The sequence below is a fragment of the Nonomuraea dietziae genome (assembly GCF_014195505.1).
GTDB classification, from domain to species: Bacteria; Actinomycetota; Actinomycetes; order Streptosporangiales; family Streptosporangiaceae; genus Nonomuraea; species Nonomuraea roseola.
Window position 1 is genome coordinate 4,516,796 of the sequence record NZ_JACIBV010000001.1, and the last position, 15,795, is coordinate 4,532,590.

Here is a 15,795-nt window from a genome sequence, read left to right on the forward strand (position 1 = left end):
CCCCCGAAACCCCGTCACAGGCGACCCCCGACGCCCAGACCCTGGTGCTGTTGCTCTCCACCTCCGACACCGACCTGCTGAGCGCCAGGGCGAGTGGCGCCGCGTACCGGCTGGGGAACCCCGCACGGCTGACACCCGAGGAGCTGCCCGCGCTCGTCGAGGGCGTCGACCTGGTGGTGGTGCGGCTGCTCGGCGGGCGCAGGGCGTGGGAGGAGGGCCTCGACCGGCTGCTCGCCGGCCCCAGGCCGGTGGTGGTGCTGGGCGGGGAGCAGGCGCCTGACGCCGAGCTGATGGAGCTGTCCACGGTCAGCGGCGGCACGTGTGCCGAGGCGCACGCCTACCTCGCCCACGGCGGCCCCGGCAACCTGGCCGAGCTGCACGCCTTCCTGTCGGACACGGTGCTGCTGACCGGGCACGGGTTCGCCGCCCCCGAACCGACGCCGACATGGGGCCTGCTCGACGAAGAGCCCCGATCCGCCGCCGACCCCGGCGACGAGCGCGGGCCGGCCGCCCGCCTCCGCGAGGGGGGCGGTGCGGAGCGGCCCGTGGTGGGGGTGCTCTACTACCGGGCGCATCATCTGGCAGGGAACACCGCGTTCGTCCGCGCTCTCTGCGAGGCGATCGAGGAGGCGGGCGGGCGCGCGCTGCCCGTCTTCTGTTCCTCGCTGCGTACGGCGGAGCCCGAGCTGCTGTCCGTGCTGGGACAGGCCGACGCGCTGGTGGTGACCGTGCTGGCGGCAGGGGGCAGCAGGCCGGCGACCGCGGGAGCCGGTGGCGACGACGCGGCGTGGGACGTCGGCGCGCTGGCCGAGCTGGACATCCCCATCCTGCAGGGCCTGTGCCTGACCACGAGCAGACAGGCGTGGGAGGAGAACGACGACGGCCTGTCCCCGCTGGACGCCGCCTCGCAGGTGGCCATCCCCGAGTTCGACGGCCGGATCATCACGGTGCCGTTCTCGTTCAAGGAGGTGGACGAGGACGGCCTGACCGTCTACGTGGCCGATCCCGAGCGCGCGGCCCGCGTGGCGGGCACCGCCGTACGGCATGCGAGGCTCAGGCACGTCCCGAACGCCGACAAGAGACTCGTGGTGATGCTGTCGGCCTACCCGACCAAGCACGCGAGGATCGGCAACGCGGTCGGCCTCGACACCCCCGCGAGCACCGTGAAGCTGCTGGCCAGGCTGGCGGAGGCGGGCTACGACCTGGGCGAGGGCCTGCCCGGCGTGGCAGGACAGGACGGCGACGCGCTGATCCACGCCCTCATCGCGGCGGGCGGGCAGGACCAGGACTGGCTGACGGAGGAGCAGCTGGCCGCCAACCCCGTGCGCATCCCCTCCGCCACCTACCTCGAGTGGTACGGCACGCTCCCCGAGGAGCTGCGCGAGGCGATGGAGCGGCACTGGGGCCCGCCGCCCGGCGAGCTGTTCACGCACGAGGGCGACATCGTCCTGGCCGCGCTCAGGGCGGGCAACGTCGTGGTGATGGTGCAGCCGCCCCGGGGTTTCGGCGAGAACCCGATCGCGATCTACCACGACCCCGACCTGCCGCCCAGCCACCACTACCTGGCCGCCTACCGGTGGCTGTCGGCGGAGTTCGGGGCGCACGCGATGGTGCACGTCGGCAAGCACGGCAACCTGGAGTGGCTGCCGGGCAAGTCGGCGGGGCTGTCGGCGGCGTGCGGTCCTGACGCGGCGCTGGGCGATCTGCCGCTGGTCTACCCGTTCCTGGTGAACGACCCCGGCGAGGGGACGCAGGCCAAGCGGAGGGCGCATGCCGTCCTGGTGGACCACATGGTGCCGCCGATGGCCCGCGCGGAGACGTACGGGGACATCGCCAGGCTGGAGCAGCTCCTCGACGAGCACGCCTCGATCGCCGCGATGGACCCGGCCAAGCTGCCCGCGATCAGGGCGCAGATCTGGACGCTGATCCAGGCCGCCAGGCTCGACCACGATCTGGGGCTGGCCGATCGCCCGCACGACGCGGAGTTCGACGACTTCCTGCTGCACGTGGACGGCTGGCTGTGCGAGGTGAAGGACGCGCAGATCCGCGACGGCCTGCACGTGCTCGGCGCCGCCCCCGAGGGCGCGGCGCGGGTGAGCCTGGTGCTGGCCATGCTGCGCGCCCGCCAGATGTGGGCGGGCGCGCAGACACTGCCGGGGCTCAGGGAGGCTCTGGGCCTGGCCGAGGACGGCAGCGCGGGCCTGGGCGACGTGGACGCCGCCGAGGAGAGCGCCAGGGCGCTGGTCGAGGGCATGGAGGCCAGGGGCTGGGACCCCGCCGCCGCCTCCGAGGTGACCGAGTCGATCCTCGGCACGACAGGGCCTGCCGGCCGCTCCGACCGGGATCCCGCGCTCGGAGGAAAGCCGGGGGCGGGGCGGGAGACGGTGACGCGGATCCTGGAGTTCGCCGCCACCGAGGTCGTCCCCAGGCTGGCCAGGACGACCGACGAGATCGACCACCTCCTGCACGCGCTCGACGGCGGCTACGTCCCGGCAGGGCCCAGCGGCTCCCCGCTGCGCGGCCTGATCAACGTCCTTCCGACCGGCAGGAACTTCTACTCGGTCGATCCGAGGGCGGTGCCGAGCAGGCTGGCGTGGGAGACGGGCCAGGCGATGGCGGAGTCGCTGCTGGCCCGCTACCGCGCCGAGACCGGCGAGTGGCCGAGCTCGGTGGGGCTGTCGGTATGGGGCACCAGCGCGATGCGCACGGCAGGCGACGACGTGGCGGAGGTGCTCTCGCTGCTCGGCGTGCGCCCGGTGTGGGACGAGGCGTCCAGGCGGGTCACCAGGCTCGAACCCGTGCCGCTGGAGGAGCTCGGCCGTCCGCGCATCGACGTGACGGTCCGCATCAGCGGCTTCTTCCGCGACGCCTTCCCGCACGTGGTGGCCATGCTGGACGACGCGGTGCGCATGGTGGCCGCCCTGGAGGAGCCCGCCGAGGACAACCACGTGCGCGCCCACGTCGCCGCCGACCTGGCGGGACACGGCGACGAGCGCAGGGCCACGATGCGCGTCTTCGGCTCGCGCCCCGGCGCGTACGGCGCGGGCCTGCTCCCCCTCATCGACAGCCGCAACTGGCGCGACGACGCCGACCTGGCCGAGGTGTACGCGGTGTGGGGCGGCTTCGCCTACGGCCGCGACCTGGACGGCGTGCCCGCCCGCCAGGACATGGAGAGCGCCTACCGCCGTATCGCGGTCGCGGCGAAGAACATCGACACCCGCGAGCACGACATCGCCGACTCCGACGACTACTTCCAGTACCACGGCGGGATGGTGGCGACCGTACGGGCGCTGACGGGACGCGCGCCCGCGGCCTACGTGGGCGACAGCACCCGCCCCGACGCCGTGCGGACGCGCACGCTGTCGGAGGAGACCTCGCGGATCTTCAGGGCGCGGGTGGTGAACCCGAACTGGCTGGCCGCGATGCGCCGCCACGGCTACAAGGGCGCCTTCGAACTGGCCGCGACCGTCGACTACCTGTTCGGCTACGACGCCACCACCGGCGTCATCGCCGACTGGATGTACGACAAGCTCACCGAGGCGTACGTGCTCGACCCCGAGAACAGGGAGTTCATGGAGCGGTCGAACCCGTGGGCGCTACACGGGATCGCCGAGCGCCTGCTGGAGGCCGCCGAACGGGGGATGTGGGAGCACCCCGACCCCGACGTGCTGCGCGACCTGCAGGAGGCCTACCTCAAGGCGGAGGGCGACCTGGAGGACGACACCAGCCGCTGAGCGGCGCTCGGCGTGCCGGCCCAGTGCAAGTGCAGGTAGGAGGCGGTCAGGAGCGGGTCGCCGTGGCCGTCTCCACCGCCCTCCCACCGGAAGAGCGGCTCGCCATCCGTGGTCACGGCCGTCCGGTGGAACTCGTGCCCCCTGTACGGTTCGCCCGCGCGGGTGAGCAACGAGTCGCGGGTGGCGACGGCGTCGCGGTAGCCAAGGGTGAGCCTGGGCGTCATTTCCGCCTTCGCCGCGATTTTTCCGCACATGGTGTGGTCGTCAAGGCTCTCGCACAGGTACAGCAGCCCCGCGCACTCGGCCGCGACAGGGCCGGGGAAGGCGGCGATCCGCCGCTTGAGCGGCTCGTTGGCGGCCAGGTCGGCGGCGTACATCTCGGGGAAGCCGCCACCGATCACGACGCCCGCCGTCCCCTCCGGCAACGCCTCGTCGCGCAGCGGATCGAAGGTCGCCACCTCGGCCCCTGCCGCCTGGAGCAACTCGGCGTGCTCGGCGTACCCGAAGGTGAACGCCGCGCCCCCGGCCACCGCGACCACCGGCCCGCTGCCGCGACCGCCTCGCGGCGCACCGGCCGAGGTCTCCGCCCGGCTGCCCCCGGGCACGCGCCGCGCAGTCTCAGGCATGCGCCCCACAGCCTCGGGCACGCCCCCCGCGGCCTCGGGCACGCGCCCCGCAGGAGTGGCCAGCGCCTCGCGGGGGCTCCACGGCCGTCCGGGCAGCGCGGGAGCCGTCCGCGCGAGTCGTACCAGCGCCTCCAGGTCGCACGAGCGGGCCACCAGTTCGCCCAGCCTCTCCACCGCCGCCACCGCCTCGGCCTCACGCTCGGCGGCGGGGATCAGGCCCAGATGGCGCGAGGGCGTGGAGACGGCGTCGTCGCGTCGCAGCGCGCCCATGACCCGCACCCCCGCCGCGGCCAGCGCCGACCGGCACAGCTCCTCGTGCCGGTCGGAGCCCACCCTGTTGAGGATGACGCCGCCCACCCGCACGCGGGGGTCGAAGGTGGCGAACCCGTGCACGACGGCCGCCACCGACCTGCTCTGACGGGCGGCGTCCACCACGAGGACGACAGGGGCGTCCAGCAGCCTGGCGACGTGCGCGGTCGAGGCGACATCGGTGTCGCCCCTGCCGTCGAACAGCCCCATCACGCCCTCGACCACGGCGAGGTCCGCGCCGCGGGCGCCGTGCAGGAACAGCGGCCGCACCGTCGACTCGCCGGTCAGCCACGGGTCGAGGTTGCGGCCAGGCCGTCCGGTGGCCAGCGCGTGGTAGCCGGGGTCGATGTAGTCGGGGCCCACCTTGTGCGGCGAGACCCGCAGCCCGCGCGCCCGCAGCGCCGCCATGAGCCCCGTCGCCACGGTCGTCTTGCCGCTGCCCGAGGCGGGCGCGGCGATCACCAGGCGCGGCACTACCACTCGATGCCCTTCTGTCCCTTCTGGCCCGCGTCCATGGGGTGCTTGACCTTGCCCATCTCCGTCACCAGGTCGGCCACCGCGAGCAGTTTCTCCGGCGCGTCCCTGCCGGTGATCACGACGTGCTGGCCGCCGGGACGGCCCGCGAGCGTCTCCACCACCTCGTCCAGGTCCAGCCAGCCCCACTTGAGCGGGTAGGTGAACTCGTCGAGCACGTAGAACCTGTAGGTCTCCCCTGCCAGGTCGCGCTTGATCTGCTCCCAGCCCTCGCGGGCGTCGGCGGCGTGGTCGTCCTCGGTGCCAGGACGCTGGATCCACGACCAGCCCTCGCCCATCTTGTGCCAGGTGACGGCGCCGCCCTCGGCCGAGTCGCCGAGCACGCGCAGCGCCCGCTCCTCGCCGATGCGCCACTTGGCCGACTTCACGAACTGGAACACCCCGATCGGCCAGCCCTGGTTCCACGCGCGCAGCGCCATCCCGAACGCGGCCGTCGACTTGCCCTTGCCAGGGCCCGTGTGGACGATCAGCAGCGGCCTGTTCCTGCGCTGGCGGGTGGTGAGCCCGTCGTCGGGGACGATCTCCGGCTTGCCCTGCGGCATGTCAACCGGCCTTCCTGTAGTCGCGGATGAGGTCATCCATCCCGTCGAGCGGGACGAGGTGGGCGCGCAGTCTCGCCGCGAGGCGTCCTGCCAGGCCCAGCCGTACGGGGCCGCTCTCGCAGTCGACGACGACGGCGGCCGTACCGGTGAGCAGGGCCGCGGCGCGGCCCACGTCGCCTCCCGAGGTGGCGCGCCCGTCGGTCACCACCACGAGCAGCGGTCTGCGGTCGGGGTCGCGCAGCCGCTCCACCCTCAGCACCTCGGCCGCGCGGGCCAGGCCCGCCGCCAGTGGGGTGCGCCCGCCCGTGGGCAGCGCGCGCAGCCGCGCCGCGCCCGCCTCGACCGACGAGGTCGGAGGGAGCGCCACCTCGGCGGCGGCGCCCCTGAAGGTGACCAGGCCGACCTTGTCGCGCCGCTGGTAGGCGTCCAGCAGCAGGCTCATGACGGCGGTCTTGACGGTGGTCATCCGCCTGCGGGCGGCCATGGAGCCGCTGGCGTCGACGACGAAGAGCACGAGGTTGCCCTCCCTGCCCTCCTTCACCGCCTCGCGCAGGTCCTCTCCTCGGACGAGCAGGCCGGGCCCGGTGCGTCCGCGCTCGCGCTGGTACGGCGCGGCGGCGGCGATCGTGGCGGTGAGGTGGAGCGAGCGGAGCGGGCCCTCGGGAACGCGCGCGCCGGTGGTGCGGCCGTGCGGGGTGCGCGCCCTCGACCGCCGCCCCGAGGCGCCGTCGCCGAGGCCGGGCACCTTCAGCCACGGCACCCGGTACGGCGCCGCCACGCCCGCCACTTCCCCACCCCTCTCCTCGGAGACCTCCCCTCGGGAGGCTTCCTGACGGGAGGTTCGGTCGCGGGAAGGCGCCTCCTCGCCGCCGGACCCGACGGCGTCGGCGCCACCCCGGTCACCGGAGCCGTCGCGCCCGCCCGACCCGTCGGAACCGTCCGAGCCCTCGGGCCCCTCGGAGCCCTCAGCGGCCCGGGAGTCGTCGGGGCCGTGGGCGCCGTCGGGGTCTCCGGAAGGACGGGAGCCCCCTGGGCCGTCGTCGTCAGGGTTCTCGTCGTCAGGACTCTCGTCGCCGGAGGTCCTGGCCAGCAGGTCCTCCAGCAGCTGCTCGTCCAGTCCCGGCGCGTCGAAGGGGTCGCGCCTGCGCCGGTGCGGGAGCGACAGCCTGGCCGCCACCCGCACGTCCTCCGTGGTCACCACCGGTGAGCCCCGCCACGCCGCGTGCGCCACCGCCGCGTGCGCGGTGACCAGGTCGGCCCTCAGCCCGTCCACCTCGAAGGCCGCGCACACCTCGGCGATCTGGCGCAGCCTCGCGTCGGGCAGCTCCACCGAGGCCAGCCGCTCCCTCGCCGCCGCGATCCCCTCGGCCAGCGCCGCCTCCTGCGCGCTCCATCCGGCGGCGAAGCCGTCGGGGTCGGCGTCGTGGGCCATGCGCCGCCGTACCACCTCGGCCCGCTCGGCGGGGTCGCGCGAGGCCCGCACCTCGACGGTGAGCCCGAAGCGGTCGAGGAGCTGGGGACGCAGCTCGCCCTCCTCCGGGTTCATGGTGCCGACCAGCAGGAACCTGGCCGCGTGCCGGACCGAGACGGCCTCGCGTTCCACGTAGCAGGTGCCCAGGGCCGCCGCGTCGAGCAGCAGGTCCACGAGGTGGTCGTGCAGGAGGTTGACCTCGTCCACGTAGAGGACGCCCCTGTGGGCGGCCGCCAGCAGTCCTGGCTCGAACGCCTTGACGCCCTCGGTCAGCGCCCGCTCCAGGTCGAGCGAGCCGACCAGGCGATCCTCCGACGCGCCCACCGGCAGCTCCACCAGCGAGGCCGCCCTGGTGACGACCTGCTCGCCTGGCTCGTGCGGCCCGTCGGGGCACTGCGGGTCGGGCTGCAGCGGGTCGCAGGCGAAGCGGCAGCCCGCCAGCACGTCCACGGCGGGCAGCTGGGCGGCGAGCGCCCTGACGATGGTCGACTTGGCCGTGCCCTTCTCGCCCCTCACGAGCACGCCGCCCACGCGGGGCGAGACGGCGTTGAGCACCAGCGCCAGCTTGAGATCGTCGAGCCCGACGACGGCGCTGAAGGGATAGGTCACGAGGCGGCCTTTCGGTTGACGTACCCGATCCGCCACCCCTCGCGGGCGGCGGACAACTGTGTGAGGGAGAGCGGTGCGAGGTCGAAGGGGGCAGGATCGGCCCCGAGCGCGTGACCGAGCGCGGCCCTGATGGCGCCCACGTCACAGACGACGACCGCCCTCCCCCCGCCGCCGCTCCCGCTTCGGCCGGCGCCGCTGTCGCCTTCCTGCTCGTGCCGCTCGTCCAGCCAGCGCGCGACCCTCTCCGCCGCCGCCGAACGCGACTCGCCGCCGTGCGGCGCGGCGTCCCTGTCGGCCAGCCAGCGGGCGAAGGACTCGGGCTCCCGCACCGCCACCTCCTCGTACGGCAGGCCGGACCACCTGCCGTGGTCCTGCTCGGCCAGCGCCGCCACGACCACGGGCTCCAAGCCCATCGCCACCGCCGTCTCCCACGCCGCCCGTGCGGGCGACACGAACGCCGGCCCCGTCTCGAAGGACCCGAGTGAGGCCGTGAGGCGCGCCGCCGCCTCCAGGCTCGAGGGGTCGGCGCCCTCACGCCCCGAAGGGAAGCGCGCGCCGCGCATCCCTGGCGTGGAAGCGTGCCGGACGAACAGCACGCCGGTCAGCCGACCCGTGCCTTCGCGCGCTCGCCCGCCAGCGCGAACAGCGCGCCGAAGGCCGCCCAGAAGACCAGCTGGGTGCCGAGGGAGGCGACCCTGAAGTCCCAGAGCAACGAGGCGGGAAAGCCCGAGGGCACCTCGTCCACGGTGGGCAGCAGCACCCACGCGGCCACCACGGGGACCAGGAAGCACACGCCGCCGACCAGGCCGCGCGCCCACACCTCCTGGACGGTGACCCTGCGGGCGGCCGCGACGCCGATCGCGACGGAGGCGAGCCCGACGGCGACCATCACCACGTAGAGCAGGGTCCTGGCGGTGATGGTCTCCGGGTCGCCCACCGCGGGCGGGTTGGCCGGATATTTCAGGAAGGGGATGAGGACGATGGCGCCGAAGGCGGTCGCGGCGGCGGCGATCGCCAGCAGGGGCTCGGAGCGGGGTCCCACGCGACCGCGCAGCCCGGCGAAGGCGAGGGCGAACACGCCGCCCACCGCCACGCCGTACAGGCCGGTCGCGAGGAAGAGCCCGGCGCGCTGCACCGGCCTGCCGACCACGGCTCCCTCGCCGTGGTGATGCTCCGCCGGCGCCCCCGCGTCGTGCGAGTGCGGGGCCGACGCGCCGTCGCCGGAGGCGGCCGCCGCTGCGGCCTCCTCCAGCGCGATGGCGCTGTCGATGTGCGGCTCACCGGCTAGGAAGGCGAAGCCTCCGGCGACGAGTCCCGCGAGCAGCCCGACGAGCAGCCCCCTGACCAGCAGGGTTCTGATCACGGCCGGGCCTCAGTGGCACGGCACGCCGAGCAGGTGACGCCCGTCGTGCATCAGCTCGTGCAGGAACGTACCGGTCTGCGAGATCGCGCCGTTGTCCATCAGGACGAGGTAGGCGAGCAGCATCAGAACGGGCACGGCCAGCAGCCAGCGCGCAAGACGGTGGAGCGGAATCGGGTTCGCAGACGTGGACAGACCACTCATGTAGAGCCTCCTCAGGGATGACGCGTCCCGCTAGGTGAGGTCGCAGCGGTCAGGTGACCTGGCTCCCGAGGTTGTGGCCCCGGATACAGTGGCGCGTCCGCACCGGCATCTCACCGGATTTCCCCTGATTCGCCGCGAAATCTCCCGGAACGTATCTCTTCCTCCGGATCTCGTCAACATCGACGGCGCTTATGACAACGTTGCCATTGATCTTTCGAAGACCTAGGGTGACGGCGACAGAGCCCCGCCCCCAAGGGAGAGTCAGTGCCCGCACGTCTGTTGTCAGCCGAGTCGACCGACCTGTTCGTGGGGACGGAGGCACAGCCCCATCAGGTGTTGCGCGTCACCGCCGAGCAGGGCGAGCGCGAGGCCGAGGTGGTGGTGCGCGGCGACGGGGTGGCCGTGGCGGGCCGCGCGGTGGTGCCGGGCGGGAACGCGACCGTCGTCGTCGAGGTCCCGCTGGCGGTGAGCGCCCCCCCGGGCTCGACGGTGCCGTGCGCCGTCTCCGCGGGTGACAACACTCTCACCGTGGACGTCACGGTCGAGGAGCCCGGCTGGACGATGCACATGGTGTCGCACTTCCACTACGACCCCGTGTGGTGGAACACGCAGGCGGCCTACACCAGCCCGTGGGAGTTCCTCTCCGGCGACGCCACCACCAGGCCGCTGTGGGAGGGCAACGCTTTCGCGCTGGTCGAGGCGCACCTGGCGCTGGCCGAGCGCGACCCCGACTACAAGTTCGTGCTCGCCGAGATCGACTACCTCAAGCCGTTCTTCGACCTCCACCCCGAGCGCAGGACACAGCTGCGCCGCCTCATGGCCGAGGGCAGGGTCGAGCTGATGGGCGGCACCTACAACGAGCCCAACACCAACCTGACCGGCGCCGAGACCACGATCCGCAACATCGTCTACGGCATCGGCTACCAGCGCGACATCCTCGGCGGCGTGCCGCGCACCGCCTGGCAGCTCGACTCGTTCGGCCACGACCCGCAGTTCCCCGGCTACCTCGCGGCGGCCGGACTGACCGGCAGCGCGTGGGCGCGCGGCCCCTTCCACCAGTGGGGCCCGATCAACAAGAACTTCGGGCAGGCGCACGACGACGCCACGCTCATGCAGTTCCCCAGCGAGTTCGAGTGGATCTCCCCCTCGGGGCTCGGCGTCGTGACGCACTACATGCCCGCCCACTACTCGGCGGGCTGGTGGATGGACTCCTCCGCGACGCTTGAGGAGGCGAGCCGGGCGGTCCACGAGCTGTTCAGGGCGCTGAAGCCGGTCGCGGCGACCAGGAACGTCCTGCTGCCCGTCGGCACCGACTACACCCCGCCGAACAAGTGGGTCACCGAGATCCACCGGTCATGGGCCGAGCGCTACGTCTGGCCGCGGTTCGTGTGCGCGGTGCCGCACGACTTCTTCGCCGCGGTCCACGCCGAGACCAGCGCCTTCAGCCCCCAGACGCGCGACATGAACCCGGTCTACACCGGCAAGGACGTCTCCTACATCGACACCAAGCAGGCCCAGCGCGCCGCCGAGGTGGCCGCGCTCGACGCCGAGCGGCTGGCCGCCTTCGCGTCGCTGCTCGGCCTTGGCCGCTACCCGCACGTGGCGATGGACAAGGTGTGGCGCCAGCTGGCCTACGGCGCGCACCACGACGCGATCACCGGTTCGGAGTCCGACCAGGTCTACCTCGACCTGCTCACCGGCTGGCGCGAGGCCTACGACCTGGCCGCGGACGCCCGCGACAGGGCCCTCGACGCGCTCGCGGCCCGGGTGGAGGCCGACGGCCGCGCCGTGGTGGTCGCCAACACGCTCTCCTTCGCCCGAGACGGCGTGGTCCGCGTGCGGCTGGAGCCGGGGCTGCGCGTCGACGCCCCTTCGGTCGCCGAGGACGGCACGCAGGTCTTCCTGGCGAAGGACGTGCCGTCCATGGGCTGGAGGAGCTTCCCTGTCGTCGAGGGCGAGGCCGAGGGCTGGACCTCCGTCGAGGGCCACACCATCGAGAACGACCTGTGGCGCCTCACCGCCGACCCCGCGCGCGGCGGCGCCCTCACCTCCGTCCTGCGCGAAGGGCGCGAGCTCCTCACCGGGCTCGGCAACGAGCTGCGCCTGTACGACGAGTACCCCCAGCACCCCGACATGGGCGAGGGCCCATGGCACCTGATGCCCACCGGCCGCGTCACCGCCTCGGGCGACACCACCGCCGAGGTCAGGGCGCAGACCAGCCCGCTCGGCGCTCGCCTGATCGTCACCGGCGCGCTCGGCGAGCTCACCTACGAGCAGACCGTCACGCTCGTCGCCGACAGGGTCGAGTTCGCCACCCGCGTCCTCGACTACTCGGGCGCCGACCGGCTGCTGCGCGTGCGCTTCCCCGCCCACGTCCCCGGCGCGCTTCCCGTCTCCGACGTGGCCGGCGCGGTCGTGGGCAGGGGCTTCGCGCTGCCCGACACCGACGCGGCCGAGCATCCCTGGACACTGGACAACCCGGCCAACACGTGGTTCGGCCTCTCCTCCACCGCCAGGGTGGATCTCGGCGGCGCGGGAGCGCGCGCGATCGGCGTGGCCGAGATCGTCGCCGCCTCCGAAGCCGCGGCTCCCGAGGCCCGCGACCTGGTCGTGGCGCTGGCCAGGGTCGGCGTCACCGCGACCACCTCGACGGCCTCGGGCAGCAGGTACGGCTGGCTCGCCGTCGACTCCAACCTGCCCGACGTCCGGATCGTCCTGGGCGGGCCCGACGTGAACCCGCTGGCCGCCGAGCTGCTCGCGCGCAGCGACCCCGCCTACCTCGACGCGCTGAAATCGGGCGCGAGCAGGGTGTGGGTGCCCGCGGAGCGTCCGCTGGCCGAGGTGTGGCGGCCCAGCGCCGACCTGCGCGACGTGCGCGCGCTGCCCGCGCTGATCGTGGCCGACCCCGGCGACCCGCTGCTGGACGGCGCGGTCATCCACGCCACCTGCCCGCTGGGCGAGGAGGTGCTGGAGGACAGGACGGTCGCGCTGCTCACCTACGGCCTGCCGGGCTTCGCCGTCGATCCCTCGGGGGCGCTGCACCTGTCGCTGATGCGGTCGTGCACGGGGTGGCCCTCGGGGGTGTGGGTGGACCCGCCGCGCCGTACGACGCCTGACGGGTCGGGCTTCCAGCTCCAGCACTGGACGCACGAGTTCTCCTACGCGCTGGCGGCAGGCGACGGTGACTGGCGCGCGCTCGCGCTCCCCTCGGCGGGGCAGGAGTTCATCACCCCGCTGCTGCCGCGCGTGGTCTCCGCGCAGGACGGCGACCTGCCACCCTCGCACTCGCTGCTGCGCGCGGACCCGCCTCGTGAGGTGCTGTTCAGCACGGTCAAGGCCACGGGCAACCCGCTGGCGCACGGTACGACGGCCTCCGGGGACGGCGTGACGATCAGGCTCGCCGAGTCCACGGGGCTGGGCACGAGCGCCGCGCTGCACTCGCCCGTGCTCGACCTAGGCGGCCTGACCACGTCGGACCTGCTCGAGACCCCCGGCGAGCCCGCCGACCCTGGAGAGCTGCGGCTCGCGGGCTCCGAGGTCGCCACCTTCCTGACGCCCGCGCCGCTCCACGCGGAAGGCGAGGAACTGGGCATGACCGCCGAGCTCGCCCAGCCCGTTCACAGCCGCTACTGGCTGCACAACAAGGGCCCCGCGCCGCTCGGCTACCTGCCCGTGAGCATCGCCGCCTCCCCCGGCCTGGTCACCTCGCGCGAGCCGTTCGAGCTGGACGTCGTGCTCTCCTCCCACCTGGTCGACACCGCCCACGAGGGCGTGGTCACCGTGGACCTGCCCGACGGCTGGAGCGCCTCCCCCGCGCGGCGCGTCTTCCGCCTCGAACCGGGGGGCCACGTCCGCTTCCCCGTCACCGTCACGCCCGGCCCAGGAGCGGGAGACGGCCTCCAGTTCATCGCCGTCCGCACCGACACGGACGGGCAGCTCGTGGAAGACGTCGTCACGGTCGCCCCCGGCGACGCCCCCGAGCTGCCCGCGCCGATCGCGACCGTCCCCGAGGACGGCGTGGCCGCCCAGGGCGCCGAGAGCGCGCAGGCCCTGCCCACGGGGCTGACCGTCACCCCCGTCACCGAGTCGCTCTCCCTGCGTCCCGGCGACACGACCACCCTGGTCGTACGGCTGGCGAACACCACGGCAGGGGCCATCAGGGGCGAGGCGCAGCTGGCCTCGCCGTACGGGACGTGGGAGCTGCTCCCCTCGGTCATCCAGGCGTTCACCGTCGCGCCCGGCTCCGAGGCGGAGGTCCGCTTCCCCGTCACGGTCCCCGCCGACGCCGCCGAACTCCGCTCGTGGGCGCTGGCCAAGGTCATGTGGTTCGGCCGCTGCCAGTACGCTCCCGCCGTCCCCCTGGAGGTCACCCGATGATCGGGCTCGTCGACGGCCAGGCCGTCCCCCGCGACGTCCTGGACACCCGGCTCCGCGACCTGAGGCGGGGCCCGCTTCACGCCGCCCTGCCCGTCCCCGGCAGTTCGGAGGAGCGCCAGATGGCCCGCTGGGTCACCCAGGTGATCCTGACCGAGGTGCTGTGCGAGCGGGAGGCGCTGTCCAGAGGGCTCGCGCCGCTGGAGGGTCCGCCGCTCGACCGGCTCGCCGCCGTCGAGCTCGGCTCCATCAACGCCGCCGCCTACAACGGCAGCCCATGGGTGCGGGCCGTCCACCAGGCCGTGACCGCCTCGGCCGAGGTGCCCTCCGCCTGGTCGTCCGCCCCACCTCCGCCCGCCCCAACGCTCCACCGGGTACGGCACGCCCTCTTCGCCGACCCGGCGGAGGCGGCGGCCGCGACACCGGCCGACCTGGAGCCGCTCGGCGCGATCCCGCTCGGCTCGCTGCCGTCCGCGATCGCGCAGGCGGTGCGCGGCACGCCGTACGGCACGCTCGCAGGACCCGTCCGCGACGCACTCGGCTGGCACGTCGCCCTCGCCGAACCCGCGGCCCCCGCCCCGGAGCCCACCGCCCTTGGGCCCGCCGCTCCGCAGTCCGCCGCACCGCAGTCCGCCGCACCGCAGTCCGCCGCTCCGCGGTCCTCTGCTCCGCGGTCCTCTGCTCCGCGGTCCTCTGCTCCGCGGTCCTCTGCTTCGGAGCCCACGGCCCCGGCGTCCGCCGCCCTCGTGGCCGCCGCCAGGAGGCGGGCCTTCGTCCAATGGCTCGACGTGCAGCGCGCCACCCGCGTGCGGCTCGTCCACGGCCTCGAACATCCTGGCGACCCCCGCCAGCCCGACAACCACCACAAGCACTGATGACTCACGTACTCGCCATTGACATCGGCGGCACCAAGCTCGCCGCGGCCCTCGTCGACCGCTCGGGCGCCGTCCTGCGCTCCTCCACCGTGCCCACCCCGCGCGAGGACGTCTTCGGCGCCCTCACCCTGCTCATCACCGAGGTCATCGCCGACGGCCCTGCTCCCGTCGCGGTCGGCATCGGCTGCGCGGGCCCGCTCAACCTCGCCTCCGGCACGGTGAGCCCCGTCAACATCACCAGCTGGCGGGAGTTCCCGCTGCGTGAGCGGGTGCGGGAGCTGACCGGCCTGCCCACTGTGCTCGCGGGCGACGCCCAGTGCTTCGCGCTGGGCGAGCACTGGCTGGGCATGGGCGGCGAGAGCGCGTCCATGCTGGGCATCGTGGTGTCCACCGGCATCGGCGGCGGCCTGGTGATCGGCGGCGCGCCGCTCCTCGGCCCCACGGGCAACGCCGGACATGTCGGTCACATGACCGTCAATCCCGACGGCGACCCGTGCCCCTGCGGCAGCAGAGGGTGCGTGGAGAGCTACGCCAGCGGGCCCAACCTGGTCCGATGGGCCCTGGCCAACGGCTGGACGGCGGGCCCATCACCGGACGGCGCGATGCTGGCCAGGGACGCGGCCTCGGGGCACCCCGTGGCGCGGGCCACCTTCGAGAGAGGCGCCCGCGCGCTGGCTGCGATGATCGTCTCGACGGCGGCCGCCATCGAGGTCACGCATGTGGTGATCGGCGGCGGCGTCGCCAACGCGGGCCCCGTGCTGTTCGACCCGCTGGAGCGGGCGATGGACGAGCTGGCGGGCTTCGCCTTCGTCAGAGCCGTCGAGATCCGCCGCTCGAAGCTGGGAGTGCAGGCCGCTCTGGCGGGGGCTGCCAAGCTGGCGTGGTCGAGCGGAGTGGCTACTGCCGCTCCGCCGCCTGGGCCTCACGACGCTCGATGATCCGCCGGGTGTAGGGGATGACTTCCACGACCTTCGCCCCGAGGAAGGCACCCGCGAACGCGAGCAGGATGAGAACGAAGGGGCTCGTGGAGAACCCGTTCAGGGTCACGAAAACCTGCAGCATCGCATCGAACAGCGGCATATGCGGACTCCGGGGGAAGAATCAGGCGGGAAAGCACTCACCTTAACCGGCGTCTCAGGATGCTCGGAGCGCTTTAC

Annotated in this window: 11 protein-coding genes and 1 riboswitch; of the genes, 4 read left to right on the forward strand and 7 right to left on the reverse strand. The window is 73.8% G+C overall.

Annotated features, from left to right (window positions below; translation table 11 throughout):
* Positions 1–41 precede the first annotated feature (41 nt).
* Positions 42–3,734: a cobaltochelatase subunit CobN gene (gene cobN / locus FHR33_RS21290; protein ID WP_183660210.1), complete on the forward strand. Its 3,693-nt coding sequence runs from the start codon at positions 42–44 to the stop codon at positions 3,732–3,734.
* Here cobN and FHR33_RS21295 read toward each other — a convergent pair.
* From FHR33_RS21295 to FHR33_RS21320, 6 genes are read right to left on the reverse strand one after another with little or no spacing between them, the layout of a single operon-like run.
* Entirely contained in the window at positions 3,689–5,134 is a 1,446-nt protein-coding gene (locus FHR33_RS21295) for a cobyrinic acid a,c-diamide synthase CobB (RefSeq protein ID WP_183660211.1), read from the reverse strand. The two genes, cobN and FHR33_RS21295, sit on opposite strands and share 46 nt — an antisense overlap.
* Before the next feature lie 8 nt (positions 5,135–5,142).
* Positions 5,143–5,745 (reverse strand): cob(I)yrinic acid a,c-diamide adenosyltransferase, encoded by a 603-nt coding sequence (cobO, locus tag FHR33_RS21300; RefSeq protein WP_183650542.1) that lies wholly within the window; start codon positions 5,743–5,745, stop codon positions 5,143–5,145.
* 1 nt (position 5,746) lies between these two features.
* Positions 5,747–7,825: a VWA domain-containing protein gene (locus tag FHR33_RS21305; protein ID WP_183650545.1), complete on the reverse strand. Its 2,079-nt coding sequence runs from the start codon at positions 7,823–7,825 to the stop codon at positions 5,747–5,749.
* Positions 7,822–8,421, reverse strand: a complete 600-nt coding sequence (locus FHR33_RS21310) for a histidine phosphatase family protein (protein ID WP_183650548.1) — start codon at positions 8,419–8,421, stop codon at positions 7,822–7,824. The genes FHR33_RS21305 and FHR33_RS21310 overlap by 4 nt, the downstream gene beginning before the upstream one ends.
* 5 nt (positions 8,422–8,426) lie before the next feature.
* Complete coding sequence (locus FHR33_RS21315; RefSeq protein WP_183650551.1) at positions 8,427–9,188, reverse strand: CbtA family protein; 762 nt, start codon at positions 9,186–9,188, stop codon at positions 8,427–8,429.
* A gap of 9 nt (positions 9,189–9,197) precedes the next feature.
* Entirely contained in the window at positions 9,198–9,389 is a 192-nt protein-coding gene (locus FHR33_RS21320) for a CbtB domain-containing protein (protein ID WP_183650554.1), read from the reverse strand.
* Between the two features lie 31 nt (positions 9,390–9,420).
* Positions 9,421–9,549: riboswitch (cobalamin riboswitch) on the reverse strand.
* A 104-nt stretch (positions 9,550–9,653) separates the two neighbouring features.
* On the opposite strand from FHR33_RS21320, the gene FHR33_RS21325 reads away from it, so the two are divergent.
* The 3 genes from FHR33_RS21325 to FHR33_RS21335 are packed head-to-tail and all read left to right on the forward strand — an operon-like array spanning position 9,654 to position 15,576.
* Positions 9,654–13,766 carry a glycoside hydrolase family 38 N-terminal domain-containing protein gene (locus FHR33_RS21325; RefSeq protein WP_183650556.1) on the forward strand — a complete coding sequence of 1,371 codons (4,113 nt, stop codon included), beginning with the start codon at positions 9,654–9,656 and terminating at the stop codon, positions 13,764–13,766.
* Positions 13,763–14,638 (forward strand): DUF7158 domain-containing protein, encoded by an 876-nt coding sequence (locus tag FHR33_RS21330; protein WP_183660638.1) that lies wholly within the window; start codon positions 13,763–13,765, stop codon positions 14,636–14,638. Before FHR33_RS21325 ends, FHR33_RS21330 begins: the two co-directional genes overlap by 4 nt.
* The gene (locus FHR33_RS21335; protein WP_183650559.1) at positions 14,638–15,576 is read left to right on the forward strand and encodes an ROK family protein; all 939 of its coding nucleotides are present in this window, start codon (positions 14,638–14,640) and stop codon (positions 15,574–15,576) included. The genes FHR33_RS21330 and FHR33_RS21335 overlap by 1 nt, the downstream gene beginning before the upstream one ends.
* Here the strand turns inward: FHR33_RS21335 and FHR33_RS21340 are convergent.
* Positions 15,536–15,718 carry a hypothetical protein gene (locus FHR33_RS21340; protein ID WP_183650562.1) on the reverse strand — a complete coding sequence of 61 codons (183 nt, stop codon included), beginning with the start codon at positions 15,716–15,718 and terminating at the stop codon, positions 15,536–15,538. The genes FHR33_RS21335 and FHR33_RS21340 overlap by 41 nt on opposite strands.
* Between the last annotated feature and the right edge of the window lie 77 nt (positions 15,719–15,795).

Excerpts from the sequence above, each read along its gene's own strand:
- FHR33_RS21330 (WP_183660638.1), top strand. The coding sequence starts at position 13,763 with ATGATCGGGCTCGTCGACGGCCAGGCCGTCCCCCGCGACGTCCTGGAC.
- cobO (WP_183650542.1), bottom strand. The coding sequence starts at position 5,745 with ATGCCGCAGGGCAAGCCGGAGATCGTCCCCGACGACGGGCTCACCACC.
- FHR33_RS21335 (WP_183650559.1), top strand. The coding sequence starts at position 14,638 with ATGACTCACGTACTCGCCATTGACATCGGCGGCACCAAGCTCGCCGCG.
- FHR33_RS21320 (WP_183650554.1), bottom strand. The coding sequence starts at position 9,389 with ATGAGTGGTCTGTCCACGTCTGCGAACCCGATTCCGCTCCACCGTCTT.
- FHR33_RS21340 (WP_183650562.1), bottom strand. The coding sequence starts at position 15,718 with ATGCCGCTGTTCGATGCGATGCTGCAGGTTTTCGTGACCCTGAACGGG.